Origin of the sequence: Curtobacterium sp. MCBD17_040, from assembly GCF_003234805.2 — a bacterium.
Classification (GTDB): domain Bacteria; phylum Actinomycetota; class Actinomycetes; order Actinomycetales; family Microbacteriaceae; genus Curtobacterium.
Window position 1 is genome coordinate 955315 of record NZ_CP126273.1, and the last position, 26366, is coordinate 981680.

At 71.7% G+C, this 26366-nt stretch carries 28 protein-coding genes; 25 read left to right on the forward strand and 3 right to left on the reverse strand.

Going from position 1 to position 26366, the window contains the following annotated elements; genetic code table 11:
- Positions 1-80: 80 nt before the first annotated feature.
- From DEI94_RS04620 to dapF, 7 genes are all read left to right on the forward strand, one after another.
- A complete protein-coding gene (locus DEI94_RS04620) occupies positions 81-392 on the forward strand; it encodes a helix-turn-helix domain-containing protein (RefSeq protein ID WP_111011116.1) in 312 nt (103 codons plus the stop codon).
- Between the two features lie 144 nt (positions 393-536).
- A complete protein-coding gene (locus tag DEI94_RS04625; protein ID WP_111026884.1) occupies positions 537-761 on the forward strand; it encodes a DUF3046 domain-containing protein in 225 nt (74 codons plus the stop codon).
- 253 nt (positions 762-1014) lie between these two features.
- Entirely contained in the window at positions 1015-2091 is a 1077-nt protein-coding gene (gene recA, locus DEI94_RS04630; RefSeq protein ID WP_111026883.1) for a recombinase RecA, read from the forward strand.
- Between the two features lie 17 nt (positions 2092-2108).
- Positions 2109-2957: a regulatory protein RecX gene (locus DEI94_RS04635; protein WP_111026882.1), complete on the forward strand. Its 849-nt coding sequence runs from the start codon at positions 2109-2111 to the stop codon at positions 2955-2957.
- A 56-nt stretch (positions 2958-3013) separates the two neighbouring features.
- Positions 3014-4537, forward strand: coding sequence for a tRNA (N6-isopentenyl adenosine(37)-C2)-methylthiotransferase MiaB (gene miaB / locus DEI94_RS04640; protein ID WP_111026881.1), 1524 nt, complete (start codon positions 3014-3016; stop codon positions 4535-4537).
- 92 nt (positions 4538-4629) lie between these two features.
- Positions 4630-5604, forward strand: coding sequence for a tRNA (adenosine(37)-N6)-dimethylallyltransferase MiaA (gene miaA / locus DEI94_RS04645; RefSeq protein ID WP_111026880.1), 975 nt, complete (start codon positions 4630-4632; stop codon positions 5602-5604).
- Complete coding sequence (gene dapF, locus DEI94_RS04650; RefSeq protein WP_111026879.1) at positions 5601-6491, forward strand: diaminopimelate epimerase; 891 nt, start codon at positions 5601-5603, stop codon at positions 6489-6491. Before miaA ends, dapF begins: the two co-directional genes overlap by 4 nt.
- A gap of 29 nt (positions 6492-6520) precedes the next feature.
- Here the strand turns inward: dapF and DEI94_RS04655 are convergent, their stop codons facing one another.
- The gene (locus DEI94_RS04655) at positions 6521-7132 is read right to left on the reverse strand and encodes a class I SAM-dependent methyltransferase (protein WP_111011123.1); all 612 of its coding nucleotides are present in this window, start codon (positions 7130-7132) and stop codon (positions 6521-6523) included.
- A 59-nt stretch (positions 7133-7191) separates the two neighbouring features.
- Here DEI94_RS04655 and hflX point away from each other — a divergent pair, with 59 nt between their 5' ends.
- The gene (gene hflX / locus DEI94_RS04660) at positions 7192-8739 is read left to right on the forward strand and encodes a GTPase HflX (RefSeq protein ID WP_181441820.1); all 1548 of its coding nucleotides are present in this window, start codon (positions 7192-7194) and stop codon (positions 8737-8739) included.
- 92 nt (positions 8740-8831) lie between these two features.
- Here hflX and lexA read toward each other — a convergent pair whose 3' ends face one another.
- A complete protein-coding gene (lexA, locus tag DEI94_RS04665) occupies positions 8832-9485 on the reverse strand; it encodes a transcriptional repressor LexA (protein WP_111011124.1) in 654 nt (217 codons plus the stop codon).
- Between the two features lie 255 nt (positions 9486-9740).
- On the opposite strand from lexA, the gene DEI94_RS04670 reads away from it, so the two are divergent.
- From DEI94_RS04670 to DEI94_RS04695, 6 genes are all read left to right on the forward strand, one after another.
- Entirely contained in the window at positions 9741-10094 is a 354-nt protein-coding gene (locus tag DEI94_RS04670; RefSeq protein ID WP_111026936.1) for a LysM peptidoglycan-binding domain-containing protein, read from the forward strand.
- An 84-nt stretch (positions 10095-10178) separates the two neighbouring features.
- The gene (locus tag DEI94_RS04675) at positions 10179-11273 is read left to right on the forward strand and encodes a histidinol-phosphate transaminase (protein ID WP_111026878.1); all 1095 of its coding nucleotides are present in this window, start codon (positions 10179-10181) and stop codon (positions 11271-11273) included.
- Complete coding sequence (gene hisB / locus DEI94_RS04680) at positions 11270-11875, forward strand: imidazoleglycerol-phosphate dehydratase HisB (RefSeq protein ID WP_111026877.1); 606 nt, start codon at positions 11270-11272, stop codon at positions 11873-11875. Before DEI94_RS04675 ends, hisB begins: the two co-directional genes overlap by 4 nt.
- On the forward strand, positions 11872-12507 hold the full coding sequence (gene hisH / locus DEI94_RS04685) for an imidazole glycerol phosphate synthase subunit HisH (protein WP_111011128.1): 636 nt from the start codon (positions 11872-11874) through the stop codon (positions 12505-12507). Before hisB ends, hisH begins: the two co-directional genes overlap by 4 nt.
- 21 nt (positions 12508-12528) lie before the next feature.
- Positions 12529-13275, forward strand: coding sequence for a bifunctional 1-(5-phosphoribosyl)-5-((5-phosphoribosylamino)methylideneamino)imidazole-4-carboxamide isomerase/phosphoribosylanthranilate isomerase PriA (gene priA / locus DEI94_RS04690; protein ID WP_111026876.1), 747 nt, complete (start codon positions 12529-12531; stop codon positions 13273-13275).
- 72 nt (positions 13276-13347) lie between these two features.
- Entirely contained in the window at positions 13348-14103 is a 756-nt protein-coding gene (locus tag DEI94_RS04695) for an SseB family protein (RefSeq protein ID WP_111026935.1), read from the forward strand.
- Between the two features lie 164 nt (positions 14104-14267).
- Here the strand turns inward: DEI94_RS04695 and DEI94_RS04700 are convergent, their stop codons facing one another.
- Positions 14268-14615 (reverse strand): DUF1844 domain-containing protein, encoded by a 348-nt coding sequence (locus DEI94_RS04700; protein ID WP_111011148.1) that lies wholly within the window; start codon positions 14613-14615, stop codon positions 14268-14270.
- Between the two features lie 324 nt (positions 14616-14939).
- Here DEI94_RS04700 and infC point away from each other — a divergent pair, with 324 nt between their 5' ends.
- From infC to argF, 11 genes are all read left to right on the forward strand, one after another.
- Positions 14940-15572 carry a translation initiation factor IF-3 gene (gene infC, locus DEI94_RS04705; protein WP_111011149.1) on the forward strand — a complete coding sequence of 211 codons (633 nt, stop codon included), beginning with the start codon at positions 14940-14942 and terminating at the stop codon, positions 15570-15572.
- Positions 15573-15660: 88 nt separating this feature from the next.
- Positions 15661-15855 carry a 50S ribosomal protein L35 gene (gene rpmI / locus DEI94_RS04710; protein ID WP_111011130.1) on the forward strand — a complete coding sequence of 65 codons (195 nt, stop codon included), beginning with the start codon at positions 15661-15663 and terminating at the stop codon, positions 15853-15855.
- A 46-nt stretch (positions 15856-15901) separates the two neighbouring features.
- Positions 15902-16288 (forward strand): 50S ribosomal protein L20, encoded by a 387-nt coding sequence (rplT, locus tag DEI94_RS04715; RefSeq protein WP_111011131.1) that lies wholly within the window; start codon positions 15902-15904, stop codon positions 16286-16288.
- A 170-nt stretch (positions 16289-16458) separates the two neighbouring features.
- Positions 16459-17280 carry a TrmH family RNA methyltransferase gene (locus tag DEI94_RS04720; RefSeq protein WP_111026934.1) on the forward strand — a complete coding sequence of 274 codons (822 nt, stop codon included), beginning with the start codon at positions 16459-16461 and terminating at the stop codon, positions 17278-17280.
- 98 nt (positions 17281-17378) lie between these two features.
- Positions 17379-18419 (forward strand): phenylalanine--tRNA ligase subunit alpha, encoded by a 1041-nt coding sequence (gene pheS / locus DEI94_RS04725; RefSeq protein WP_111011132.1) that lies wholly within the window; start codon positions 17379-17381, stop codon positions 18417-18419.
- Positions 18419-20911, forward strand: coding sequence for a phenylalanine--tRNA ligase subunit beta (gene pheT, locus DEI94_RS04730; protein WP_111011133.1), 2493 nt, complete (start codon positions 18419-18421; stop codon positions 20909-20911). Before pheS ends, pheT begins: the two co-directional genes overlap by 1 nt.
- A gap of 77 nt (positions 20912-20988) precedes the next feature.
- Positions 20989-22047, forward strand: coding sequence for an N-acetyl-gamma-glutamyl-phosphate reductase (argC, locus tag DEI94_RS04735; RefSeq protein WP_111011134.1), 1059 nt, complete (start codon positions 20989-20991; stop codon positions 22045-22047).
- Positions 22044-23240, forward strand: a complete 1197-nt coding sequence (gene argJ, locus DEI94_RS04740; protein WP_258368720.1) for a bifunctional glutamate N-acetyltransferase/amino-acid acetyltransferase ArgJ — start codon at positions 22044-22046, stop codon at positions 23238-23240. Before argC ends, argJ begins: the two co-directional genes overlap by 4 nt.
- Positions 23240-24217, forward strand: coding sequence for an acetylglutamate kinase (gene argB, locus DEI94_RS04745; protein ID WP_111011135.1), 978 nt, complete (start codon positions 23240-23242; stop codon positions 24215-24217). The genes argJ and argB overlap by 1 nt, the downstream gene beginning before the upstream one ends.
- The gene (locus DEI94_RS04750) at positions 24214-25410 is read left to right on the forward strand and encodes an acetylornithine transaminase (protein WP_111026875.1); all 1197 of its coding nucleotides are present in this window, start codon (positions 24214-24216) and stop codon (positions 25408-25410) included. The genes argB and DEI94_RS04750 overlap by 4 nt, the downstream gene beginning before the upstream one ends.
- Positions 25407-26336, forward strand: coding sequence for an ornithine carbamoyltransferase (argF, locus tag DEI94_RS04755; RefSeq protein WP_111026874.1), 930 nt, complete (start codon positions 25407-25409; stop codon positions 26334-26336). Before DEI94_RS04750 ends, argF begins: the two co-directional genes overlap by 4 nt.
- The last annotated feature ends 30 nt before the right edge of the window (positions 26337-26366 follow it).

The following is a 26366-nucleotide window of genomic DNA, read 5'->3' on the forward strand; positions in this document are numbered from 1 at the left end:
ACCGGCGGCGATAGTGTTGCTGTCCCGTTCTCGGTCACCGGGATCGAGCGGGATCGGGATGACAGGAAGGAGGAGTTCTCATGGTTCTCGTTCGTCAGGAAATCGGCGATGTCCTGCGGGACTTCCGCTTGCAGAAGGGCCGGACCCTCCGTCAGGTCGCCAGCAAGGCCAGTGTCGCGCTCGGATACCTGAGCGAGGTGGAGCGCGGTCAGAAGGAAGCCAGCTCCGAGATCCTCGCTTCGGTCGCCGACGCGCTCGACACGCCCATCTCGGTCATCATGCGCGAAGTCGGTGACCGCCTCGCGGTCGTCGAGGGCATCACCTCCCCGGTTCCGGACATGCTGCCGGACGACCTCGTCGCCGAGTTCGACAACGACCTCGCGGTGCGCTGAGCGCAGTCCGCGTCGGAACGCCCCGGTCCTGCTGGACCGGGGCGTTCCGCGTTCCGCGGGCGCGGCGATCAGGGCCAGCGGCGGCGGGCTCGACGAGTGCGTCCGGCCCCGCCTCGTGTCCGGGGGCCTGGCTACCATGGGGCCGTGCGCGTGAGTGAGTTCTGGCAGGCGGTCGAGGACGAGTTCGGCTCGGCCTACGGTCAGGTGGTCACGCGCGACGTCGTCCTCGGGGCGGTGGGCGGACGGTCGGCGGCCGACGCGCTCGCGGCGGGGGTGCCGGCCCGCGACGTCTGGGAGGCTCTGTGCGACGCGCAGGACGTGCCCGTCGGACGGCGGCACGGCAAGGGCCTCCGCGCTCCGCGCGACTGACGCCCACTCGAACACGTCTTCGGCGTGTTGCTCGAACGGGTGTTCGACCCGGTGCTACCGTCCTGCACAGATGCTCGTGGCGACGTACCGTCCACAGCGGTCTGCTCTCGGCGTGGTGATGTCGGTGGCCGGTCGTAGGTTCGGTCCATCGGATGAGCATCCGAGCCTTGTCGGTGAACCGAGGACCCTGCCCCACCGGTCCTCGCGAAGGCGACAGCCTACAGGCGCCGTACACGAGCAGAAGGAGCGCATCATGCCCTCACCCGCAGACCGCGAGAAGGCCCTCGAGACCGCACTCGCCCAGATCGACCGACAGTTCGGCAAGGGCACGGTGATGCGCCTCGGGAGTGACGAACGCGCCCCCGTCGCCACCATCCCCACCGGATCCGTGGCGCTCGACGTCGCTCTCGGCATCGGCGGCCTCCCGCGTGGTCGCATCATCGAGATCTACGGTCCGGAGTCCTCCGGCAAGACGACCCTGACGCTGCACGCCATCGCGAACGCGCAGCGCAACGGCGGCATCGCGGCCTTCATCGACGCGGAGCACGCCCTCGACCCCGAGTACGCGAAGAAGCTCGGCGTCGACATCGACGCACTCCTCGTCTCCCAGCCCGACACGGGTGAGCAGGCGCTCGAGATCGCGGACATGCTCGTCCGTTCGGGCTCGATCGACCTGGTCGTGGTCGACTCCGTGGCCGCGCTCGTGCCCCGCGCCGAGATCGAGGGCGAGATGGGCGACTCGCACGTCGGCCTCCAGGCCCGCCTCATGTCGCAGGCACTCCGGAAGCTGGCCGGTGGGCTCAACCAGACGCAGACCACGATGATCTTCATCAACCAGCTGCGCGAGAAGATCGGCGTGTTCTTCGGCAGCCCGGAGACCACCGCTGGCGGTAAGGCGCTCAAGTTCTACGCCTCGGTCCGGCTGGACATCCGCCGCATCGAGACCCTGAAGGACGGCACCGAGGCCGTGGGCAACCGCACCCGGGTCAAGGTCGTCAAGAACAAGATGGCGCCGCCCTTCAAGCAGGCCGAGTTCGACATCCTCTACGGCGTGGGGATCTCGCGCGAGGGCTCGTTGCTCGACTTCGGTGTGGAGCACGGCATCGTCAAGAAGTCGGGCGCCTGGTACACGTACGAGGGCGACCAGCTCGGCCAGGGCAAGGAGAACTCGCGCAACTTCCTCATCCAGAACGGCGACATCGCCGCCGAGATCGAGCGCAAGATCCTCGCGAAGCTCGGTGTCGGTGCTGCCGCTGCCGCTGCCACTGCTGACGCCCCGGCGCCGGTCGAGTCCCTCGAGAAGAAACTCGCCGCCAAGAAGGGCGCGTGAGCTCCCGAGACAGCTCCATGCCTGACGACGGCCTCGCACCGGTCACCGACATCTTCGGTGCGCGGTCGTCGGCACGGGCGACGTCGTCCCGGGGCGGACCGGCGGAAGGCGGAGCACCGTTTGCCGAGCCCGACGCACACGGCGCGAGCATCGGCGGTCCGGACGGGGATGACGCGATCCCGGTCGGTCTCGTCCGCGACGAGACCGACGTCGACCGCCCGGACGCCTCCGACGCGTGGCTCCCTCCGGTGACGGGTTCCCCCGTCGGGTCCGTCGAGACCGTCGGGCCCGTCGCCCCGGTGCGCCGACTGCGGGCTGCCGACCGGGACGATGACGCCGAGCACGAGACGGTCGAGTCACCACCCACGCAGGACGAGTTGCTCGCCGAGGCAGAGCGGATCAGCATCCGGGCGCTCAGCCGCCGTGGCACGAGCACGTCCGAGCTGCGGACCGCCCTCCTCGGCCGCGAGCTCCCCGAGGACATCGTCGAGCACGAGATCGCTCGACTCACCCGGGTCGGTCTCCTCGACGACGTGCGGCTCGCTGCCGACCTCGTCGACCGTCTGCACGACCGCAAGGGCCTGGGGCGACAAGGCGTGGTGGCGGAGCTCCGGCGGCGGGGCGTCGACCAGGCGGCGATCGACGCGGCCCTGGCGGACCAGGACGACGACGCGGCGGAGTCCGAGCGTGCGATCGAGTTGGCCCGCAAGCGCGCCGGACAGATGCGGGGGCTCGACCACGAGACCGCGGAGCGCCGGCTCTCGGGGTTCCTCATGCGCAAGGGCTACGGCGGATCGGTCGTGCGGACCGCCGTTCGGATCGCACTCGACGGCGGCGGCCGACGGGGTGGCGTGCGCTTCGAGTAGGCGGGCCGGGCCTGCCGGTCTGGGCGACGGTGACGCCGCCGTACACTGACAGCACCATGGCGACCACCACCGCAGCGCGCCCCCGCACCTACGAGGTCCGGACCTACGGGTGCCAGATGAACGTGCACGACTCGGAGCGTCTCAGCGGGTCACTCGAGGCGGCCGGATACGTGCCGGCTGTGGACGAGCAGGCCGACGTCGTCGTGATCAACACCTGCGCGGTCCGCGAGAACGCGGACAACCGCCTGTACGGCAACCTCGGCCACCTGGCCGGGGTCAAGCGTGAGCACGAGGGGCTGCAGATCGCCGTCGGCGGGTGCCTGGCACAGAAGGACAAGAACGTCATCCTCGAGAAGGCCCCGTGGGTCGACGTCGTGTTCGGCACCCACAACATGGGCTCGCTGCCCGCGATGCTCGAGCGCGCACGCCACAACGGCGAGGCGCAGGTCGAGATCCTCGAGGCGCTCGAGGTGTTCCCGTCGACGCTGCCCACCAAGCGGGACTCCACGCACAGCGGGTGGGTGTCGATCTCCGTCGGCTGCAACAACACGTGCACGTTCTGCATCGTCCCGTCGCTCCGGGGCAAGGAGAAGGACCGCCGACCGGGCGACGTCCTGGCCGAGATCCAGGCGCTCGTGGACGACGGCGCGATCGAGGTCACATTGCTCGGCCAGAACGTCAACTCGTACGGCGTCGAGTTCGGCGACCGCCAGGCGTTCAGCAAACTCCTCCGCGCTGCCGGTTCGATCGAGGGGCTCGAGCGGGTCCGGTTCACCAGCCCGCACCCCGCCGCGTTCACCGACGACGTCATCGACGCCATGGCCGAGACGCCGAACGTGATGCCGCAGCTCCACATGCCGCTGCAGTCCGGCTCGGACCGCATCCTCCGGGCGATGCGGCGGAGCTACCGCAGCGACCGCTTCCTCGGGATCCTCGACCGGGTCCGTGCCCGCATCCCGCACGCGGCGATCTCGACCGACATCATCGTCGGTTTCCCCGGCGAGACCGAGGCCGACTTCCAGGACACGCTCCGGGTCGTCGAGCGTGCACGGTTCGCGTCGGCGTTCACGTTCCAGTACTCCATCCGCCCGGGGACGCCCGCGGCGACGATGGAGCAACAGGTGCCGAAGGAGGTCGTGCAGGACCGCTACGACCGACTCGTGGCGCTGCAGGACCGGATCGTCGCCGAGGAGAACGCACGGCAGGTCGGCCGAACGGTCGAGGTCCTCGTCGCGACGGGCGAGGGGCGGAAGGACGACGCGACGCACCGACTGAGCGGGCGGGCCGAGGACGCCCGTCTCGTGCACTTCGGTGTACCCGCCGGCTCGGAGGTCCCGCGCCCGGGCGACGTCGTGACGCTCGAGATCACGCGCGGCGCGCCCCGGTACCTCATCGCCGACACGAACGCGCCGCTGCGCGTCCGCCGCACCCGCGCGGGCGACGCGTGGGACCGCGCGCAGGCCGCCTCGTGTGGCGTGCCGGTCCCGGCCGACGCCGGTGCGGCGGACGCTGCGGTCGGGCCCCGGCCGGTGTCGCTCGGGCTGCCGACGCTGCGGGTCGGCGCGCCTTCCGGCCGCTGACGGTGCTCGAGACGCCTGCATCGTCGGGGGCATCGGCATCGGCATCGGCGTCGGCGTCGGCGTCTTCGGAGGCGCGGGCCAGCGATCCGGGCGTGGAGGGCCCGGACGTCATCGCGATCGTGGGTGCCACGGGCACCGGCAAGTCGGACCTGGCGCTCGGCATCGCCGAAGCACTCCGCCGAGACGGTCTCCCCGCCGAGATCGTGAACGCCGACGCGATGCAGCTGTATCGCGGGATGGACATCGGGACGGCCAAGGTCCCGATCGCCGCCCGACGCGGTGTGCCGCATCGACTGCTCGACGTGCTCGACGTGACCGACGAGGCGAGCGTCGCGGCGTACCAGCGTGACGCCCGGGCGGCGATCGACGCCGTGGTCGGGGCGGGCGCGCCGGTCGTGCTCGTCGGCGGGAGCGGCCTGTACGTGTCGAGCGTGCTCCACGACCTGTCCTTCCCCGCCACGGATCCGGAACTCCGCGCGGCGCTCGAGCGCGAGGCGGACGAGCACGGGGCGGCCGCACTGCTCGAACGACTGCGTGCCCTCGACCCCGCGGCGGCGGCAGCGGTCGACCCGCGGAACACCCGGCGTCTGGTCCGCGCCGTCGAGGTCGCGACGAACCGGGATCCGGTGCGCCCGCGCCTCCCGTCCGCACCGCGGCCGTGGCGACCGATGCGGGTGCTGCACCTGCAACGGCGGCGTGAGGTCCTCGTGCCGATGCTGCACGAGCGCGCCGCGAGGATGTTCGACGACGGCCTCGTCGACGAGGTCGCGGGCCTCGTCGACGTCGGCCTGGAGGGCGGACGGACGGCCCGCGCGGCGATCGGCTACGCGCAGGCTCTCGACGTGCTGCACGGCCGCTCGGACCTCGAGGGCGCCGTGACGTCGACTGCGGTCGCGACGCGGCAGTACGCCCGCCGACAGGTTTCCTGGTTCCGGCGGCTGCGCGAGGCGGAGTCGCTCGACGTGACCGGAGCGGGCCACGACGACCTCGAGCGGGTGGCCGTCGCCGTGGCTGCCGACCGCGGCCGCGGGGACGCGTCCGAGGCCCTCGCTAGGATCGGGGCGTGACCGAACTCCACTTCACCAAGGGCCACGGCACGGGCAACGACTTCGTGCTGTTCGCCGACCCGGACGCGACAGTGGACCTGACCCCGGAGCGCATCCGTGCCATCGCCGATCGTCGCTTCGGCGTGGGCGCCGACGGCGTGATCCGCGCGGTCAGGACGGCCGCGCTGCCGGACGGCCGATCGATCGCCGCCGTCGCTCCCGAGGCCGAGTGGTTCATGGACTACCACAACGCCGACGGCAGTGTCGCCGAGATGTGCGGCAACGGCGTGCGGGTGTTCGCGCGCTACCTGACCGACGCCGGACTGGTCGACCTCGCGCCGGGCGAGACCCTGGCGATCGGGACGCGGAAGGGCGTGGTCGACCTGCAGCGGTCGACCAACGGGTTCTCGGCCGACCTCGGACGATGGGGGCTCGGCATCGCCGGTCTCGACGGCGACGAGGTCCTCGTCCGCGCCCGCAACCTCGACGGCGCGCGCCCGGGCCTCCCGATCGACGTCGGCAACCCGCACGTCGTCGTCGCCGTGGCGACGGACGACGAACTCGCGGGGCTCGACCTGACCTACGTGCCGGTCCTCGAGCCGGCACCGCCCGCGGGCGCGAACGTCGAGTTCGTCCTGCCCGGCGATCCGCTCGTGCGCGACGGCGTCGGCCACATCACGATGCGCGTCCACGAGCGCGGCAGTGGCGAGACCCTGTCGTGCGGCACGGGGGCCGTCGCGGCGGCCCTGGCGGTCCGCCACTGGGCCGGTCCGCAGGCGCCGGACACCTGGCGGGTCCGCGTGTCCGGCGGCGTCCTGACGGTCCGGATGGCCGCTGCGGAGGACGGCGAGCACGTCGCGCTGAGCGGTCCCGCCGACCTGGTGTTCGAGGGCGACCTCACCGTCTGACGGCCGGTGCCGTGACGCACCCGCCGCGATCAGCGTGTCCGGTGCACCCGGATGACGCGGTACCCGCGGTCGGTCGTCGCACGCGTGACCACGAGGTCGGTGTCGAGCGTCTCGGCCAGCCACCGCTGCAGCGAGTCGCCGCCCAGGTTCTTGGCCACCACGAGCCAGGCGTCCCCACCCGGTTCCAGGCGCGGGAGCCACGTGAGCAGGATCGAGTGGAGCTCGTCCTTGCCCACCCGGATCGGGGGGTTCGACCAGATGGTGGCGAACCGGAGGTCCTCCGGCACCGCCTCCGGCAGACGCACCGTGACGTTCCGGGCACCGGCCGTCGCCGCGTTCGCCCGAGCCAGGTCGAGCACACGCTCGTTGACGTCGACGCCCCAGACCTCGGCCTCGGGCGCCTGCAGCGCCATGGCGATGCTGAGCGGACCCCACCCGCAGCCGACGTCGAGGAGCGCCCCGGTCGCGGGCGGTGGCGGCACGCTCTGCAGCAACACCCGCGTGCCCGCGTCGAGCCGGTCCGGGCTGAAGACGCCCGCGGCGGTGGCGAGGGTGAGCGTCCTCCCGGCCAGGGTGACCGTGATGCGCCGCGGTCGGGCGTCGCTCTCCGGCTGGGCCGAGAAGTAGTGCTCGTTCGCCATGGATGAACCGTACCGGCATCTCCGTGTGTCGCCGGGTGCCCGGAGGTAGCCTGTGGACGATGACGGAGCAGGACGACATGGTCGAGGGTGTCCTCGAGGAGCAGCAGCACGACGGTGTGGTCGAGCGGGTGTTGCGGAACGCCGAGAGCAGGACGACCCCGGCGGTGTTCGCGCCGGCGCAGGCGATCCAGACCACCGACGCCGAGGTCTTGGGGTGGCAGGGCGACGGCGAACAGTACGACCGTGAGGACCGTGCCGCGCTGCGTCGCGTGTCCGGTCTGTCCACCGAGCTCGAGGACGTCACCGAGGTCGAGTACCGGCAGCTGCGGCTCGAGCGCGTCGTCCTCATCGGCGTGTACGCGCAGGGTGACGCCCAGGACGCCGAGAACTCGATCCGTGAGCTCGCTGCCCTCGCGGAGACGGCGGGCGCGGTCGTGCTCGACGGTCTGCTCCAGCGCCGCCCGCACCCGGACCCGAGCACGTACCTCGGCCGCGGCAAGGCCGAGGAACTCGCGATGGTCGTCAAGGCGACGGGCGCGGACACCGTCATCGCCGACACGGAACTCGCGCCGAGCCAACGCCGTGCGCTCGAGGACGTCGTCAAGGTGAAGGTCATCGACCGCACCGCCGTCATCCTCGACATCTTCAGCCAGCACGCCAAGAGCCGCGAGGGCAAGGCACAGGTCGAACTCGCGCAGCTCGAGTACCTGCTCCCGCGCCTCCGTGGTTGGGGTGAGTCGATGTCCCGTCAGGCGGGTGGCCAGGTCGGCAGCGCGGGCGCCGGCATGGGGTCCCGTGGTCCCGGTGAGACCAAGATCGAGCTCGATCGGCGTCGCATCCACACCCGGATGGCCCGGCTGCGTCGACAGATCGCGGGGTTCGCCCCGGCGCGCGAGGCGAAGCGCGCCGAGCGGCACCGCAACGAGGTGCCGAGCGTCGCCATCGCGGGGTACACGAACGCCGGCAAGTCGAGCCTGCTCAACCGCCTGACCTCCGCGGGCGTCCTCGTGCAGAACCAGCTCTTCGCGACCCTGGACGCGACCGTCCGTCGGACCGAGACCGGGGGTGGCCGCCCGTTCACGTTCGTCGACACCGTCGGGTTCGTCCGGAACCTGCCGCACCAGCTCGTCGAGGCCTTCCGGTCCACGCTCGAGGAGGTCGGTGAGGCCGACGTCGTGCTGCACGTGGTCGACGGTTCCCACCCCGACCCGGGGGCGCAGCTGAGCACCGTCCGCGACGTCATCGCCGACGTGGGTGCCCGGGACGTGCCCGAGGTGGTCGCGTTCAACAAGGCCGATCTCGTCGACGCCGATCAGCGTCTCGTCCTCCGCGGCCTCGTACCGGACGCCGTCTTCGTGTCCGCGCGGACCGGCGAGGGGATCCCCGAGCTGCTCGCCGCGATCGAGGCGCGTCTGCCGGAGCCCGACGTCGAGCTGACGATCGTGGTCCCGTACGACCGCGGCGACCTCGTGTCCCGGCTGCACGACGAGGGTGCGGTGGAGCGGACCGAGTACGTGGTCGACGGCACCCGCCTGGACGTCCGCGTCTTCGCGCGCCAGGTCAGCGAGCTCGCGCCGTTCGTGGTCGCGCCGGTCCACTCCGCCTGAGCGGGGCGTCGCGGCTGGGAGGCCGAAACCGCCGGCCCGGCGCACCACCGTGCCGTTCCGCGTCCAGCGGACGGACCCGGGTGTGCGCGACGTCACACGGAGCGCAGGACCGCCACGACGCGTCCGAGCACCGTGGCCGCGTCGCCGAGGATCGGCTCGAACGCGGTGTTCCGCGGGAGCAGCCAGGTGTGGCCGTCGCGCTGGCGGAACACCTTGACCGTCGCCTCCTCGTCGAGCATCGCGGCGACGATCTCGCCGTTCTCGGCGGTCTGCTGGCTCCGCACGACGACCCAGTCGCCGTCGCAGATCGCGGCGTCGACCATGGAGTCCCCGACCACGCGGAGCATGAACAGGTCACCGGTCCCGACCAGCTGACGGGGGAGCGGGACGATCTCGTCGACGTGCTGTTCGGCCGTGATCGGGATACCGGCGGCGATCCGGCCGACGAGGGGAACGAGCGTCGTCGCGTCGATGTCCGGTCCGTCCTCCGGTCGGGGCTCGTCCACGAGGACCTCGAGCGCGCGCGGTCGGTTCGGATCGCGGCGGATCCAGCCGCCGAGCTCGAGCTGACCGAGCTGGTGCGTGACGCTCGACAGTGAGGAGAGGCCGACCGCGTCACCGATCTCGCGCATGCTCGGCGGGTACCCGCGGTTCGCGATCGAGGAGCGGATGGCGTCGAGGATCGCCTGCTGCTTCGGGGTCAGGGGCTTCTGGGTGCGCATCTCGCGTGGTGCGTCGTCTGCCATGTGCGTCGTGCTCCCCGGTCCGGCCAGTGGTCGTCGCCCCGTCCGACGGGAATGTCGGTGGTTCCCGTCAGGCTGGCTCCAGTCGATCGAAACTGTATCCGCCAGGACCAGGCGCGCCAAACACCTGTTCGAGCGTGTCGTCGATCCGACACCCCGTTCAGCACCATTAGGACTTGCGCGCGCTTCGGATCGAACGTACGTTCGGTACAGGTCTTCGGGCCACCGAGGCGACCCGTGTACGAGGAAGACGTCAGCATGAGCACCATCAGCAGCACATCCGCCGGTACGGTCCGTCCCCGGCTCCGGATCACTCGGCGGGGCCGGGTCGTCCTCACCACCGTCAGTGCACTCCCCGTGTTGCTCGTGGTCGCCCTCGCCGCCCTCAACGGTGGGCAGGCCGCAGCGGGGGAGCACGCGGCGCACGTGCACTTCACGACGGTGACGATCCAGCCGGGCGAGTCCCTGTGGCAACTCGCGCAGGACGAAGCCCCGAACGTCGACCCGCGCGACTTCGTGCAGGACGTCGTCGACCTCAACAACCTCCCGAGCGCCGCCGTCCAGGCGGGCGAGAAGCTCGCCATCCCGACGCAGTACACGACGGGCTCCTGATCGGCCTCCCGGACGGGGTGACGCCGTCGTCATCCCGTCCGGCTGGTCGGTCCGCGTTGACTGCCGCCGCCCTACGATGGTCCGGTGGCGATCACCCTGGACGACCTCCCCATCCGTGACGACCTCCGTGGTCAGACCCCGTACGGGGCGCCGCAGAAGCACGTCCGCGTCCAGCTGAACGTCAACGAGAACACGCATCCCGTGCCGCCCGAGGTCGCCGAGGACATCCTCGCCTCGATCGGCGCGGCGCTCGCCACGGTGAACCGCTACCCGGACCGCGAGTTCACCGCGCTGCGCTCGTCGCTCGCCTCGTACCTCGGGCACGGCCTCGCGCCGGAACACGTCTGGGCGGCGAACGGTTCGAACGAGGTCATCCAGCAGCTCTTGCAGGCGTTCGGCGGTCCCGGGCGGTCCGTCCTCGGGTTCCCGCCCACCTACTCGATGCACTCCATCATCGCCTCGGGTACCGGTACCCGGTGGATCCCCGCGCAGCGGGACGCCGAGTTCGGCATCAGCCCGGCGACGGCGGTCGCGGCGGTGCGCGAGCACCGCCCCGACATCGTGTTCTTCTGCGGTCCGAACAACCCGACGGGCACGCCGCTGTCGCTCGACACCGTGGCCGAGGCCTACGACGCGACGGACGGCATCGTCATGGTGGACGAGGCCTACGCGGAGTTCATGCCGAAGGACCAGCCCTCGGCCCTGACCCTGCTGCCCGGGCGGGAGCGGCTCGTCGTGTCGCGGACGATGAGCAAGGCGTTCGCCTTCGCGGGCGCGCGCGTCGGCTACCTGGCGGCCGATCCCGCGGTGGTCGACGCGCTCCGCCTCGTCCGGCTGCCGTACCACCTGTCGGCCCTGACGCAGGCCGCCGCGGTCGCCGCGCTGCGGCACGCGCCGGAGATGCTCCGGATGGTCGACGACATCGTGGTCCAGCGCGACCGGATGGTCCGCGAGCTCGGGGACATGGGCTTCCGCCCCTACGAGACCTGGTCCAACTTCGTGCTCTTCGGCGGCGTGGCGGAACCCCGCCGCGTGTTCGAGGAACTCCTCGAGCGTGACGTCATCGTCCGCGACCTCGGGATCCCCGAGCACCTTCGGGTCAGTGCCGGGACGGCCGACGAGACCTCGGCGTTCCTCACGGCGATGCGCGAGATCGGCCCCGTTAGGGTTGGAGCATGACCGGCTCGCGCATCGCTTCGATCACCCGCGCGACGAGCGAGTCGAGCGTCACGTTGTCGCTCGACCTCGACGGCACCGGTCGTTCCTCGGTCTCGACATCGGTCCCGTTCTACGACCACATGCTCACCGCGTTCGCGAAACACTCGCTCATCGACCTCCAGGTCGAGGCGTCGGGTGACACCGACATCGACGCGCACCACACCGTGGAGGACACCGGCATCGTCCTCGGGCAGGCGCTGCGGCAGGCGCTCGGCGACCGCGCCGGGATCGGGCGGTACGGCGATGCGCTCGTGCCCCTGGACGAGGCGCTCGCCCAGGCCGTGGTCGACGTCTCGGGTCGTCCCTACCTCGTCCACACGGGGGAGCCCGAGGGCTTCGCGTTGCACCGAATCGGCGGCCACTTCACCGGCTCGCTCGTCCGGCACGTGTTCGAGGCCGTGACGATGCGCGCCGGTCTCACCGTGCACGTCCGGGTCCTCGCGGGCCGTGACCCGCACCACATCGCCGAGGCCGAGTTCAAGGCGTTCGCGCGGGCACTGCGTGCGGCGGTCCAGCCGGACCCGCGGGTGGAGGGCATCCCGTCCACGAAGGGTTCGCTGTGAGCGCTCGTCCGGACGTCGTCGTGCTCGACTACGGGTCGGGCAACATCCACTCGGCCGCCAAGGCGCTCGAGCGGGCGGGGGCGGACGTCACCGTCACGGCGGACCGCCAGGCGGCGCTCGCGGCCGACGGGCTCGTCGTCCCTGGGGTCGGCGCGTTCCGAGCGGTGATGGACCAGCTCGACACCGTGCGGGGCGGCGACCTCGTCGACCGACGGCTCGCCGGGGGCAAGCCGGTGCTCGGCGTGTGCGTCGGCATGCAGGTGATGTTCGAGCGGGGCGTCGAGCGCGGGTCCGATGTGCCGGGACTCGGGCAGTGGCCGGGGACGATCCACCAGTTGCGCGCGGAGGTCCTGCCGCACATGGGATGGAACACCGTGCAGCCGCCCGCCGACTCCGTGCTCTTCGACGGTCTGAGCGGCGAGCGGTTCTACTTCGTCCACTCCTACGGCGCGACGTCCCTCGACATCGACGCACAGCCGCCGTTCCCCGCCCCGAAGGTGACGTGGGCGGAGCACGGCGAGCGCTTCGTCGCGGCGGTCGAGAACGGTGCGCTCGCAGCGACCCAGTTCCACCCGGAGAAGTCGGGCGAGCCGGGCATCGCGCTGCTCCGGAACTGGCTCCGGACCCTCTGACCCTCCGAACCCGGGAACACCATGAGCGATTCCTCCACCACACCGGCCCTCGTCCTGCTGCCCGCGGTCGACATCGTCGACGGCACGGCCGTCCGGCTGACCCGGGGCGAAGCCGGCAGCGAGACCGGGTACGGCGACCCCGTCGACGCCGCCGCCGCGTGGCGCGAGCAGGGCGCCGAGTGGATCCACCTCGTCGACCTCGACGCGGCGTTCGGTCGTGGCGACAACCGCGATGTGATCGGGCGCGTCATCGCCGCGGTCGACGGCGTGTCGGTCGAGCTGTCCGGAGGCATTCGTGACGACGCCTCGCTCGAGGCGGCGCTCGCGACGGGAGCGGCCCGGGTCAATCTCGGCACAGCGGCGCTCGAGCACCCGGAGTGGGCCGCTCGCGTGATCGGCGAGCACGGGGAGCGCATCGCCGTGGGCCTCGACGTCCGCGGGACGACCCTCGCCTCCCGTGGGTGGACCGAGGACGCGGGCGACCTGTTCACCGTCCTCGCGCGGCTCGAGGACGCCGGGTGTGCCCGCTACGTCGTGACGGACGTGACGAAGGACGGCACGCTGCAGGGGCCGAACGTCGACCTCCTGCGGCAGGTCCTCGAGCGCACCGAACGACCTGTGGTCGCCTCGGGCGGTGTCTCGGCGCTCGAGGACCTCCGATCGCTCCGCGAACTCGTGCCCCTGGGGCTCGAGGGCGCGATCATCGGCAAGGCGCTGTACTCCGGTGCGTTCACCCTGCCCGCGGCGCTCGAGGTCGCGGGGGAGTAGGGCGTGGCCGCCGACCATCACGACCACGCCGGTCACCACCACGGTGGCGACGGCACATCCGCGTCCTCCGGCATGGCGGCCGACAGCGCGGGTCTCCCGTGGGCGGGCCGCACGTTCCAGGCGCACGACACGACGTTCGCGGGCGACGACGGCACGGCCGACCCGGCGCTGTCCGCAGCGCTCGAGGGCGTCCGGGCGGGGACGGGCTCGCACGTCACGGTGCTCGACGCGCTCCGCGGCGCCCGGTTGCTCGTGCCGCTCGTGGCCCACGCCGGTGACGTCGGGGTGGGACCGGACGGCCGCCCGGTGGACAAGACGCAGGAGCTCTCGATCGTCACGGTGGCGGGGCCGGACGGGCGCCGCGTGATGCCGGCGTTCACCTCGGTCGACGCCATGCGGTCGTGGGACCCGCGAGCTCGACCCGTCCCGGTCGAGTCCCGCCGCGTCGCGCTCGCGGCGGCGAGTGAGGGCACGGAGCTCATCGTGCTCGACCCGACCGCGCCGACGGAGTTCGTCGTGCGCCGTCCGGCCGTGTGGGCGCTGGGACAGGACCTCCCCTGGGTTCCCAGCTACGCGGACCCGTTCGTCGGCGAGGCCTTCGTCGCGTCGTTCGCCGACGAGCCCGACGTCGTCCGGGTGGAATTGGCCCCTGGCGACGCCGGTGGCCGCTTCGCGGGCCCCGAACTCATCGTCGGTCTCGTGCTCGTACCCGGTCTGGATGCGGAGGCGGTGCGCGGACTCGTGTCGCGCCTCCAGGCCCGCTGGTCGGCGGACCGGTTCATCACCGAGCACGTCGACAGCCTCGGCGTCGCGCTCCGGGCGGCCTGAGCGGAGCGCTGGGGCGTCGGGGCGGAGCGCTGGGCCGTCGGGCGGAGCGCTGGGCCGTCGGGCGGAGCGCTGGGCCGTCGGGGCGGAGCGCTGGGTCGTCCGGCCGGAGCGCGCGGGGTCGCGTGAGCGGACCGTGGCGCGCTGGTCGACCGGCCCGCGGCGCCCTAGTTGACCGGCCCGGTGTACTTCTCGCCCGGTCCCTGCCCCGGTGCATCGGGGATGCTCGACGCCTCGCGGAAGGCGAGCTGCACGCTCCGGAGGCCGTCACGGAGTGGACGGGCGTGGTGGTCGCCGATCTCCGGGGCGGCAGCGGTGACCAGCCCGGCCAGGGCCGTGATCAGCTTCCGCGCCTCGTCGAGGTCCGTCTGCGAGTCCGGGTCGTCCGCGAGCCCGACCTTGACGGCGGCCGCGCTGAGCAGGTGGATGCTGACGGTGTTGATGAGTTCGACCGCGGGGACCTCCGCGATGTCCCGGGCGGCACCGCCCTCCTCGGGTGACTCGTCCGTCGCGATGGGCTGGGCCTCGTCCGGGCTGTTGGTCACGGTGCTCCTCTGCTAGACTCTGAGCGGCAGTTGCTGTCCACGTGCTCACGCACCGGCAGCAGCGCGAACAAGAGGAGTCTCTCCCACCCGCGACCGCGCACCACAGGTTACCGGGTCACAACCGCTCCGCCGACGGTGGCGTCCTGTCCGACAGGGCGTCCCGACGGTCGTCCGGCCCCGCGGGCCGGGGTCGGGCGGGTACCACGGGTCGATCCGTGCGTACGAACTCCTCGCATCGCGTGCCCCGTCCCGGCCGAACCGCCGGACGGAGACCACTTCACGAAGGAGTTCCGCATCAGCGATCCCCGTACCAACGACCGAATCCGTGTCACCGAGGTCCGACTCGTCGGCCCTGGTGGTGAGCAGGTCGGCGTTGTCCCCATCGCCGTCGCCCTCCGCCTCGCGCAAGAGGCAGAGCTGGATCTGGTCGAGGTTGCTCCGAACTCGAAGCCGCCCGTGGCCAAGATCATGGACTACGGCAAGTTCAAGTACGAAGCCGCGCAGAAGGCCAAAGAGGCCCGGCGCAACCAGGCGAACACGATCCTCAAAGAGGTCCGGTTCCGTCTGAAGATCGACGCACACGACTACGAGACCAAGCGCAAGCGCGCCGAGGGCTTCCTCGCGGCGGGTGACAAGGTGAAGGCCATGATCCTCTTCCGCGGCCGTGAGCAGTCGCGTCCGGAGCAGGGCGTGCGTCTCCTCCAGCGCTTCGCCGAGGACATCGCGGAGTACGGCGTCGTCGAGTCGCGACCGACCCAGGACGGCCGCAACATGACGATGGTGATCTCGCCGCTCAAGAACAAGTCGGACGCCAAGGCCGAGTCGAACGCCAAGAAGGCCGCCGTCCGCGCCGCCAACCGCGCGCAGTCGAACCCCGAGGGCGCGAAGGCAGCCGCCGAGGCCGAGGCGCCGAGCGCCGCCGAGTAACACCGCTCCGAGCACCACCCGGGCCGTCCGGCCCCGTCGCAGCGCTGCGGCACCACGACCCCCACACCCCGTACGGAAAGGCACCCACATGCCCAAGCAGAAGACCCACTCCGGGTCCAAGAAGCGCTTCAAGATCACCGGCTCCGGCAAGATCATGAAGCAGCAGGCTGGTATGCGTCACAACCTCGAGGTCAAGGCCGCCAAGCGCAAGGCCCGCCTCAACGAGGACCAGGTCCTCGCGAAGGCCGACGTCAAGGCCGTCAAGAAGCTCCTCGGCCACTGATCGGCCCTCGCCGACCATCGCCGACCCGGAACGTTAGGAAACCACCATGGCAAGAGTGAAGAGGGCGGTCAACGCCGCCAAGAAGCGTCGCGTCGTTCTCGAGCGCGCCGAGGGCTACCGCGGTCAGCGGTCGCGCCTGTACCGCAAGGCGAAGGAGCAGGTCACCCACTCCCTCGTCTACGCGTACCGCGACCGCCGCGCCAAGAAGGGCGAGTTCCGTCGCCTCTGGATCCAGCGCATCAACGCCGCGTCGCGCGCGAACGGGCTGACCTACAACCGCCTCATCCAGGGCCTCGGGCTCGCGGGTGTCGAGGTCGACCGCCGCATCCTCGCCGACCTCGCGGTCAACAACCCGGAGACCTTCGCGGCGCTCGTCGAGACCGCCAAGAACGCGCTCCCGGCGGACACGTCCGCGCCGAAGGCCGCTGCCTGAGCCATCGCGCACCCGAGAGGGCCCGACCACGTCACGTGGTCGGGCCCGCTCGCTGTCCTGGGGGCGGTCGGGAGGTCCGGTGCGGGCCCGACCCGCGCCTCCCGGCCCGCGGCGCACGCGGCTCGGACGGGCGTGACGGCCGTCCCTGCCACACTGGGCGGGTGACCGAACTGCTCGACAACCCCCGCTCCTCCCGCGTCCGGACGGTCGCACAGCTGTCCCGCAAGGAGGTCCGCGCCGAGACGCGGCGGTTCCTGCTCGAGGGGCCCCAGGCCGTGTCCGAGGCCCTGCGCTTCCGGCCCGAGCTGCTCCACGACCTGTTCGCGACCCCCACGGCTCTCGAGCGCCATCCGGAGCTCGGCGAGGCCGCGGCGGCCGCCGACCTCCCGGTCGTGTTCGTGACGGAGCAGGTCCTCGAGGCGATGGCCGACACCGTCACGCCGCAGGGTGTGGTCGCCGTGTGCGAGCAGTTCCCGACGTCGGTCAAGGACGTCTTCCGGCCGGGCGCCGGCGAGGACGCGGGCCTGCCCGGTCTCGTGGCGATCCTCGAACAGGTGCGCGATCCGGGCAACGCGGGCACGATCATCCGTGCCGCGGACGCCGCGGGCGCGCAGGCCGTCGTGATGACCGGTCGGAGCGTCGACCCCTACAACCCCAAGGTGGTGCGGTCGACGACGGGGTCGCTGTTCCACGTCCCCGTGTCCGTCGGTGTCGAGCTGGCCTCGGCGGTGGACCGAGCACGCGCCGCGGGCTACACCGTGCTCGCGGCGGACGTGTCGGGCGAGGAACTCCCGGTGGTGCGGAGCGACGGCATGCTCGACGGTCCGACCGCCTGGGTCTTCGGCAACGAGGCCCGCGGACTCACCGCCGCGGACCTGGCCCTCGTCGACCGCGCGGTCCGGGTGCCCATCTACGGCCAGGCGGAGTCGATGAACCTCGCGACGGCGGCGTCGGTCTGTCTGTACGAGAGCGCGTTCGTGCACCGGTCCTGACCGCTGGTGGTCCTCCACCGTCCGGCAGCCCATGCCGCTGTCCACGGTCCGGACGGTGTACCGGGAGGCCCGACGCCCGCCCGGTAGGCTTGCGTACCGTGTCAGAACCACTCGAGATCAGCGAGCCGGCGGTCGCCGCTGCCGTGGAGTCGGCACTCGTCGCCGTCCGCGCCGCGACGACGGTCGCGGAGCTCAAGCACGCCCGCGCCGAACACACCGGCGAGCAGTCGGTGCTCGCGCGGCTCAACGCGTCCATGCGGACGGTGCCGAAGGAGCAGAAGGCCGAGGCCGGCAAGCTCGTCGGCCAGGCGCGGGCCCGGGTGAACCAGGCGATCGCCGAGCAAGAGGCAGTCCTCGCCGTGGCCGAGGAGCGCGCCCGCCTCGAGTCGGAGCGGGTCGACGTCACGGCGCTGCCGGTGCGCCACCAGCCCGGCGCGCGACACCCGCTGTCGTTGCTGCAGGAGACGATCGCGGACATCTTCGTCGGCATGGGGTGGGAGGTCGCCGAGGGCCCCGAGCTCGAGCACGAGTGGTTCAACTTCGACGCCCTCAACTTCGACCAGGACCACCCCGCTCGCGCGATGCAGGACACGCTGTTCGTCGAGCCGGTCGAGCGGCACCTGCTCATGCGCACGCACACGTCGCCCGTCCAGGTCCGATCGCTCCTCGGGCGCGGTGTGCCGCTGTACGTCATCGCGCCCGGACGCGTGTACCGGTCGGACGAACTCGACGCGACGCACACGCCCGTCTTCACCCAGGTCGAGGGCATCGCTGTCGACCGGGGACTGACCATGGCGCACCTGCGCGGCACGCTCGAGCACTTCGCGCGGCAGATGTTCGGCGCCGACGCCCAGATCCGGCTCCGGCCCAACTACTTCCCGTTCACCGAGCCCTCCGCCGAGATGGACGTCTGGCAGCCGAACGCCAAGGGCGGCGCGCGCTGGGTCGAGTGGGGTGGGTGCGGCATGGTCAACCCGAACGTGCTCCGCTCGGCCGGAATCGACCCGTCCGAGTACCAGGGCTTCGCGTTCGGCATGGGGATCGAGCGGACGCTGCAGTTCCGCAACGACCTCAACGACATGCGTGACATGGTCGAGGGCGACATCCGCTTCTCGCAGCAGTTCGGAACGGTGGTCTGATGCGCGTCCCACTCCGATGGCTCGGTGAGTCCGTCGACCTCCCCGAGGACGCGACCCTCGAGCACGTCCACGCCGCCCTCGTGTCGGTCGGGTTCGAAGAAGAGGCCGAGCACGCGTTCGACCTGACGGGGCCGATCGTCGTCGGCCGAGTCCTCGAACGCGTGCCGGAGCCGCAGAAGAACGGCAAGACGATCAACTGGTGCCAGGTCGACGTGGGCGAACCGGAACCGCGGGGCATCGTCTGCGGCGCGCACAACTTCGACGTCGGTGACCTCGTGGTCGTCACGCTGCCTGGTGCCGTGCTGCCCGGTCCGTTCCCGATCGCCGCCCGGAAGACGTACGGACACGTGTCCGACGGCATGATCGCCTCCGCCCGCGAGCTCGGCCTCGGCGAGGACCACGACGGCATCCTCCGCTTCGCGGACCTCGGCATGGAGCCCGAGGTCGGCGCGGACGCCATCGCGCTCCTCGGGCTCGACGACGCCGCGGTCGAGATCAACGTCACCCCCGACCGCGGGTACGCGTTCAGCATCCGTGGCGTGGCGCGCGAGTACGCCCACGCCACGGGGGCGACCTTCCACGACCCCGCCGAGCGTCCGGCTCCGCGGTCGGGTGACGGCTTCGCGGTCACCATCGCGGACGACGCACCGATCCGCGGCAACGTGGGCGCCCGGACCTTCGTGACGCGCGTGGTCCGCGGCATCGACCCGACCCGCCCGACGCCCGCCTGGATGATCGCGCGGCTCCGACTCGTCGGCGTCCGGAGCATCTCGCTGCCCGTGGACATCACGAACTACGTGATGTTCGAACTCGGCCAGCCCCTGCACGGCTACGACCTCGGCGCGCTGCAGGGCGGGCTCACCGTCCGCCGCGCGACGCCGGGCGAGACCCTCGTGACCCTGGACGACGTCGAACGCCGACTCGACCCCGAGGACCTCGTCATCGCCGATGACGCCGGCCCGGTCGGGCTCGCGGGCGTCATGGGCGGCGCGCGCACCGAGATCGGAACGGGGACGACCGACGTCCTCATCGAGGCCGCCGGATTCGATCCGGTGTCCATCGCTCGGTCGGCCCGTCGGCACAAGCTCCCGAGCGAGGCCTCGAAGCGGTTCGAGCGGGGTGTGGACCCCCTCGTGGCCGAGGCTGCGGCGGCCCGCGCCGTCGAGCTCCTCGTCGAGCTCGCGGGTGGCACCGCGGACGACCTCGGATCGACGCTCGTCGATCGCTCGCCCCGCCCGGCGGTGTCGATGCGTCTCGATGCGCCCGAGTCCGTCGTCGGCGTGGCCTACACCGAGGCCGAGGTCGTCGAGACCCTCCGGTCCGTCGGCGCCGAGGTCACGACCGACGCGGACCTGCTCACGGTCACGCCGCCGTCATGGCGGCCGGACCTCGTCGATGACGTCTCGCTGATCGAGGAGGTCGCGCGCATCGTCGGCTACGCGCGGATCCCGAGCGTGCTGCCGGTCGCGCCGCCCGGACGTGGCCTCAGCCGTGCCCAGCGTGCCCGTCGCCGCGTCGTCGCGGCACTCGCGGCCCAGGGCCTGGTCGAGGTCGTGACGGCCCCGTTCGTCTCCACGGCGACGGCCGATGCGTTCCCCGGGATCGACGCGGCCGGCGGTCCGAGCGTCGCACTGGCGAACCCACTCGACAGCGAGCTGCACCTGCTCCGTCGTTCCGGTCTGCCCGGGCTCGTCGACATCGCCCGTCGCAACACGGCGCGAGGCCTCGTCGACGTCGCGGTGTTCGAGGCGGCCTCCGTGTTCCTGCCCGCCGTGGGGGCCGAACTCGGCACGACGACGATCCCGCGCGGTGCGGAGCGTCCCGACGACGCCACCCTCGCCGCGATGACCGCGTCGCTCCCGGCGCAGCCCACCCACGTGTCGGCCCTGCTGACGGGGTCGCGGCTCCTCAAGCAGCCCGGTGTGGCGGCCGAGCCGTACGGCGTCGCCGACGCGCTCGACGTGGCGCGGACGGTCGCGTGGGCGGTCGGTGCCGAGCTGACCGTCGCGCAGACGGAACACCCGTCGATGCATCCCGGCCGTGCGGCCCTGGTGTCGGTCGGCGATCACCCCGTCGGCGTGGTCGGCGAGCTCCTCCCGTCGACGACGGCCGACGCCGACCTGCCGCGCGTGGTCGCGGTCGTCGAACTCGACCTCGACGCCCTCGTGGCTGCTGCCCCCGCCGCGGTCCTGCCCGAGGCGATCGTCTCCTACCCGGCGGCGACGCAGGACCTGTCCCTCGTGGTCGACGTGGATGTGCCGGCGGGCGCGGTGCTCGACGCCGTGCGCGATGGCGCCGGTCCGCTGCTGGAGTATGCTCGCCTCGTGGACGACTACCGGGGCGCCGGCGTGACGGAGGGACAGAAGTCCCTGACCTTCGCGCTGCGGTTCCGCGCCACGGACCGCACGCTGACCGCCGCCGAGGCCACCGAGGCCCGAGACGGCGCCGTCCGACGTGCCGGCGAGCGATTCGGGGCGACCCTGCGCGACTGATCCACTCGGGATCAGCCTCGCCCGGGGTCGCCGCCTCCGACTCCCTCGACCGAAGTCCGATCATCAAGGTGGAACCCATGTCCGTATCCGTCGCCGTGGCGGGAGCCAGCGGCTACGCGGGTGGGGAGCTCCTGCGCGTGCTCTCCGCCCATCCCGAGTTCGACGTCAGGACGGTGACGGCGTTCTCGAACGCCGGACAACCGCTCATCGCGACGCAGCCGCACCTCCGCTCGCTCGCACACCTCACCCTGACCGAGACCACCCCGGAGCAGCTGCGCGGGCACGACGTCGTGTTCCTCGCGCTGCCCCACGGCCAGTCCGGCGCGATCACCGAGCAGCTCGGGGACGACGCCCTCGTGGTCGACTGCGGTGCGGACCACCGTCTGACGGACCCGGCCGACTGGTCGGCGTTCTACGGCGGTGCGTACCACGGCGCGTGGACGTACGGTCTACCCGAACTCGTGCGGGCCGGCGGATCGGGCGCCGCCGCCAAGCAACGGTCCGAGCTCGTCGGGACGAAGCGCATCGCAGTACCGGGGTGCAACGTCACCGCCGTGACCCTGGGGATCGCGCCCGGGGTCGCCGCGGGCGTCGTGGAGACGGACGACATCGTCGCGGTGCTGAGCGTCGGGCCGTCGGGTGCGGGCAAGAAGCTCGCGACGACCTACCTGGCCGCCGAGATCCTGGGGTCCGCGTCCGCCTACGCGGTCGGGGGCACGCACCGGCACGTGCCGGAGATCCAGCAGAACCTCCGCGTCGCCGGGGCCTCGTCGGTGCGGGTGTCCTTCACACCCGTGCTCGTCCCGATGGCCCGGGGCATCCTCGCGACCACGTCCGCGCGGCTCGCGCCCGGTGTGGGCGCGCACGACGTCCGGCTGGCCTGGGAACAGGCGTACGCCGACGAACCGTTCGTCCACCTCCTGCCCGAGGGCGAGTACCCGCGCGTCGCGGACACGGTCGGTGCGAACACGGCGCTCGTGGGCATCGCGGTCGACGAGGCCGCTCGACGCGTCGTCGCGATCTCGGCGCTGGACAACTTGGCCAAGGGCACGGCCGGTGCTGCTGTGCAGTCCACCAACATCGCGCTCGGTCTGCCGGAGACGCTCGGTCTCTCGATCGACGGAGTCGCCCCGTGAGCGCGGTGACCGACGGGACCGCGGTGCCGTCCCTCCAGGGCGTCACGGCCGCGGCCGGGTTCCGCGCGACGGGCGTGACCGCCGGGTTGAAGCCGAGTGGCAAGCCGGACGTCGCCCTCGTCGTCAACGACGGTCCGTCCGACGCGGTCGCCGCGGTGTTCACGAGCAACCGGGCGAAGGCGAACCCGGTCATCTGGTCCCAGCAGGTCGTCGCGGACGGCGTCGCGCGTGCGGTCGTCCTCAACTCGGGCGGTGCGAACTGCTTCACCGGGTCCTTCGGGTTCCAGACGACGCACCAGACGGCCGAGGCGGTGGCCGACGTCATCGGTGTCGGTGCAGCTGACGTCGTGGTGTGCTCGACCGGCCTCATCGGGGTCGGGGGCGAGGCCTTCCGCGAGGGCGTGCTCCGCGGTGTCGGACTGGCTGCCGCCGGGCTCAGCACGGACGGCGGTCCGGCGGCGGCCGAGGCGATCATCACCACCGACACGCACGCCAAGCAGTCGGTGGTGTCCGTCGACGGCTGGACGATCGGTGGCATGGCGAAGGGCGCCGGGATGCTCGCGCCCGGGCTCGCGACGATGCTCGTGGTGATCACGACGGATGCCGACCTGGCGTCGGACGCGCTGGACCAGGCCCTCCGCGCGGCAACACGCGTCACGTTCGACCGCGTCGACTCCGACGGCTGCATGTCCACCAACGACACGGTCGTGCTCATGGCCTCCGGCGCCTCCGGGACGACCCCCGAGGTCGGTGACTTCCAGGAGGCCCTCACCGCGGTGTGCGCGGACCTCGCGCGTCAGCTCCAGCAGGACGCCGAGGGCGCGAGCCACGACATCGCGATCGAGGTCGTCGGCGCGGCCAGCGAGGACGACGCGGTGACGGTCGGGCGCAGCGTCGCCCGCAACAACCTGTTCAAGGCCGCCGTGTTCGGCAACGACCCCAACTGGGGGCGGGTGCTCGCGGCGATCGGCACGACGGACGCCGAGTTCGACCCGTACGCGGTCGACGTCAGCATGAACGGGGTCCGCGTGTGTCACGCCGGCGCTCCGGACCGCCCGAGCGACCAGGTCGACCTGACGCCGCGCGACACGCACGTGCACATCGACCTCGGGGTCGGCCCCCACGCGGCGACGATCCTGACGAACGACCTGACGCACGACTACGTGCACGAGAACAGCGCGTACTCGAGCTGATGGCGAACGGAACACACGTGGACAACGACGGACTCCTCACCGAGGACCAGGAACTCGCCGCGGTCAAGGCCGCCACGCTCATCGAGTCGCTGCCCTGGATCAAGCGCTACTCCGGCAAGGTCGTCGTCGTGAAGTTCGGCGGCAACGCGATGGTGAACGACGACCTCAAGCGCGCGTTCGCCGAGGACATGGTCTACCTGCGCTACGCGGGGCTCCACCCGGTGGTGGTGCATGGTGGCGGCCCGCAGATCTCGGCCGCGCTCGAGCAACAGGGCATCGCGTCGGAGTTCCGTGGCGGGTACCGCGTGACCACGACCGAAGCGATCACGGTCGTGCGCGACGTCCTGGCCGGTGAGGTCAACCGCGAGATCGTCGACCTGCTCGACGAGCACGGCGCGGGACTCGGGGTCGGCGTGTCCGGCGACGGCGGCTCGTTGTTCTCCGGGCACAAGCGCGGTGTGGTCATCGACGGCGAGGAGTTCGACCTCGGTCACGTCGGCGACATCACCGAGGTCGACCCAACCGAGGTGCTCGCCGCGATCGAGGCCAACCGGATCCCGGTGGTGTCGAGCATCGCGATCGACGAGAGCGATCCGGAGCAGGCCCTCAACGTGAACGCCGACGCCGCGGCGGCAGCCCTGGCGATCGCGCTGCGCGCGTCGAAGCTCATGATGCTGACCGACGTGCCGGGGTTGTACCGGAACTGGCCCGACCGGGACTCCGTGATCGACCTCATCTCGGTCGACGAACTCCGGGAACTCCTGCCGAGCCTCGAGTCCGGCATGATCCCGAAGATGACCGCCTGTCTCGATGCCGTGGTCGCGGGCGTCGGCGGCGCGACCATCATCGACGGCCGTATCCCGCACTCCATCCTCCTCGAGGTGTTCACCCTGCGCGGTGCCGGCACCGAGGTCATCCCCAACGAACGACGCGCGCCCGGACACCCGGCCGCTGCTGACGAACGGAACGAAGCATGAGCATGACGACCCAGACTGGCTGGAACGACCGGTTCGGCGCGTCGCTCATGCGATCGCTGACCCCACCGAAGATCATGCTCGAGCGTGGCCGCGGCTGCCGGGTGTGGGACGTCGACGGCAAGGAGTACCTCGACTTCCTGGCGGGCATCGCCGTGAACTCGCTCGGTCATGCCCACCCCGCGGTGGTCGAGGCCGTGACGGACCAGGCGTCGAAGCTCATGCACGTGTCGAACTACTTCGCCACGCCGCCGCAGCTCGAGCTCGCGGAACGCCTCAAGCGCATCACCGGCGCGGGGGACGCGGGTCGCGTCTACTTCGGTAACTCCGGGGCCGAGGCGAACGAAGCCGCGTTCAAGCTCGCACGGCTGAACAAGGGCGACGGGTCCCGCACGCGGATCCTCGCGTTGCAGAACTCGTTCCACGGACGCACGATGGGTGCCCTCGCGCTCACCGGCAAGCCCGCCCTCCGCGAGGACTTCGAGCCGATGATCCCCGGGGTCGAACACATCGACTCCACCATCGAGGCGCTCGAGGCCGCGATCGACGACCATGTCGCCGCACTCGTGCTCGAACCGATCAAGGGCGAGGCCGGCGTCGTCGACCTGCCCGAGGGCTTCCTCGCGGCGGCGCGAGCGCTGACGGAGCAGCACGGCGCGTTGCTCATCCTCGACGAGATCCAGACCGGCGTGGGACGCACCGGGTCGTGGTTCGCCTTCCAGGGGCACGGGATCACGCCCGACGCGATCACGATCGCGAAGGGCATCGCCGGAGGCTTCCCGATCGGCGCACTCGTCACGTTCGGGTGGGCGTCCGACCTGTTCTCCGCAGGCCAGCACGGGTCCACCTTCGGCGGGAACCCGTTGGCGACGCGGGTCGCGAACGCAGTGCTCGGCGAGATCGAGACCACCGGGCTCGTGGAGGCGGCGCGCGGCAAGGGCGAGCGCATCCGCGCCGGGATCGCAGCCATCGGCAGCCCGCTCGTCGACGAGGTGCGGGGCGAGGGCCTCCTCGTCGGGATCGGACTCACCCGACCCGTCGCCCCCGCGATCAACACGGCCGCGCTCGAGCGCGGGCTCATCGTCAACGCTCCGAACGAGTCATCCATCCGGATCGCACCGCCGCTCATCGTGTCCGACGCCGAGATCGACGAGTTCCTGGTGATCCTCGCGCCGGCGATGGAGGCAGCGGCATGACCCGCCACTTCCTCCGGGACGACGACCTCACCCAGGCGGAGCAGCTCGAGATCCTCGACCTCGCCGCGGCGATGAAGGTCGACCGCTGGGGCGCGAAGCCGCTGGCGGGGCCCCAGAGCGTGGCGGTCATCTTCGACAAGTCCTCCACCCGGACGCGCGTGTCGTTCCACGTCGGCATCAGCGACCTCGGGGGCAGCCCGCTCATCATCTCCACCGCCAACAGTCAGCTCGGCGGCAAGGAGACCCCGTCCGACACGGCGCGCGTGCTCGAACGGATGGTGTCCGCCATCGTCTGGCGCACGTACGCGCAGGCCGGGCTCGAGGAGATGGCCGCCGGGACCACGGTGCCGGTCGTGAACGCGCTGTCCGACGACTTCCATCCCTGCCAGCTCCTCGCGGACCTCCTGACGATCCGCGAGCACCGGGGCACGCTCGCCGGTCAGACGATCGCCTTCGTCGGCGACGGCGCGAGCAACATGGCCCAGTCCTACCTGCTCGCGGGGACGACCGCGGGCATGCACGTCCGTGTCGCGGCCCCCGCCGCGTTCGCACCCGACCGGCAGGTCGTCGCCGACGCCGAGCGCGTCGGTGCGCGGACCGGTGGCTCCGCCCTCGTCGTGACGGATCCCGTCGCGGCGGTGAGCGGTGCCGACGTCGTCGTCACCGACACCTGGGTGTCCATGGGCAAGGAGGACGAGAAGCAAGCGCGCCTCGAGACCTTCGCCGGGTACCGCGTCGACGACGAGCTCATGGCGCACGCCGCCGACGACGCCGTGTTCATGCACTGCCTGCCCGCCGACCGCGGCTACGAGGTGACCGAAGCGGTCATCGACGGTCCGCGGAGCATCATCTGGGACGAGGCCGAGAACCGACTGCACGCGCAGAAGGCCCTCCTCGCCTGGCTCCTCGACCACGCGGCCGACTGACCTCGGCCCGCGACGACATCCACCACCCCG

Bases quoted from the DNA above. Each gene is read 5' to 3' on its own strand.
- DEI94_RS04620 (WP_111011116.1), top strand. From the start codon at position 81: ATGGTTCTCGTTCGTCAGGAAATCGGCGATGTCCTGCGGGACTTCCGC.
- recA (WP_111026883.1), top strand. From the start codon at position 1,015: ATGCCCTCACCCGCAGACCGCGAGAAGGCCCTCGAGACCGCACTCGCC.
- DEI94_RS04635 (WP_111026882.1), top strand. From the start codon at position 2,109: ATGCCTGACGACGGCCTCGCACCGGTCACCGACATCTTCGGTGCGCGG.
- miaB (WP_111026881.1), top strand. From the start codon at position 3,014: ATGGCGACCACCACCGCAGCGCGCCCCCGCACCTACGAGGTCCGGACC.
- DEI94_RS04655 (WP_111011123.1), bottom strand. From the start codon at position 7,132: ATGGCGAACGAGCACTACTTCTCGGCCCAGCCGGAGAGCGACGCCCGA.
- hflX (WP_181441820.1), top strand. From the start codon at position 7,192: ATGACGGAGCAGGACGACATGGTCGAGGGTGTCCTCGAGGAGCAGCAG.
- lexA (WP_111011124.1), bottom strand. From the start codon at position 9,485: ATGGCAGACGACGCACCACGCGAGATGCGCACCCAGAAGCCCCTGACC.
- DEI94_RS04670 (WP_111026936.1), top strand. From the start codon at position 9,741: ATGAGCACCATCAGCAGCACATCCGCCGGTACGGTCCGTCCCCGGCTC.
- hisB (WP_111026877.1), top strand. From the start codon at position 11,270: ATGACCGGCTCGCGCATCGCTTCGATCACCCGCGCGACGAGCGAGTCG.
- priA (WP_111026876.1), top strand. From the start codon at position 12,529: ATGAGCGATTCCTCCACCACACCGGCCCTCGTCCTGCTGCCCGCGGTC.
- DEI94_RS04695 (WP_111026935.1), top strand. From the start codon at position 13,348: ATGGCGGCCGACAGCGCGGGTCTCCCGTGGGCGGGCCGCACGTTCCAG.
- rpmI (WP_111011130.1), top strand. From the start codon at position 15,661: ATGCCCAAGCAGAAGACCCACTCCGGGTCCAAGAAGCGCTTCAAGATC.
- rplT (WP_111011131.1), top strand. From the start codon at position 15,902: ATGGCAAGAGTGAAGAGGGCGGTCAACGCCGCCAAGAAGCGTCGCGTC.
- pheT (WP_111011133.1), top strand. From the start codon at position 18,419: ATGCGCGTCCCACTCCGATGGCTCGGTGAGTCCGTCGACCTCCCCGAG.
- argC (WP_111011134.1), top strand. From the start codon at position 20,989: ATGTCCGTATCCGTCGCCGTGGCGGGAGCCAGCGGCTACGCGGGTGGG.
- argB (WP_111011135.1), top strand. From the start codon at position 23,240: ATGGCGAACGGAACACACGTGGACAACGACGGACTCCTCACCGAGGAC.
- DEI94_RS04750 (WP_111026875.1), top strand. From the start codon at position 24,214: ATGAGCATGACGACCCAGACTGGCTGGAACGACCGGTTCGGCGCGTCG.
- argF (WP_111026874.1), top strand. From the start codon at position 25,407: ATGACCCGCCACTTCCTCCGGGACGACGACCTCACCCAGGCGGAGCAG.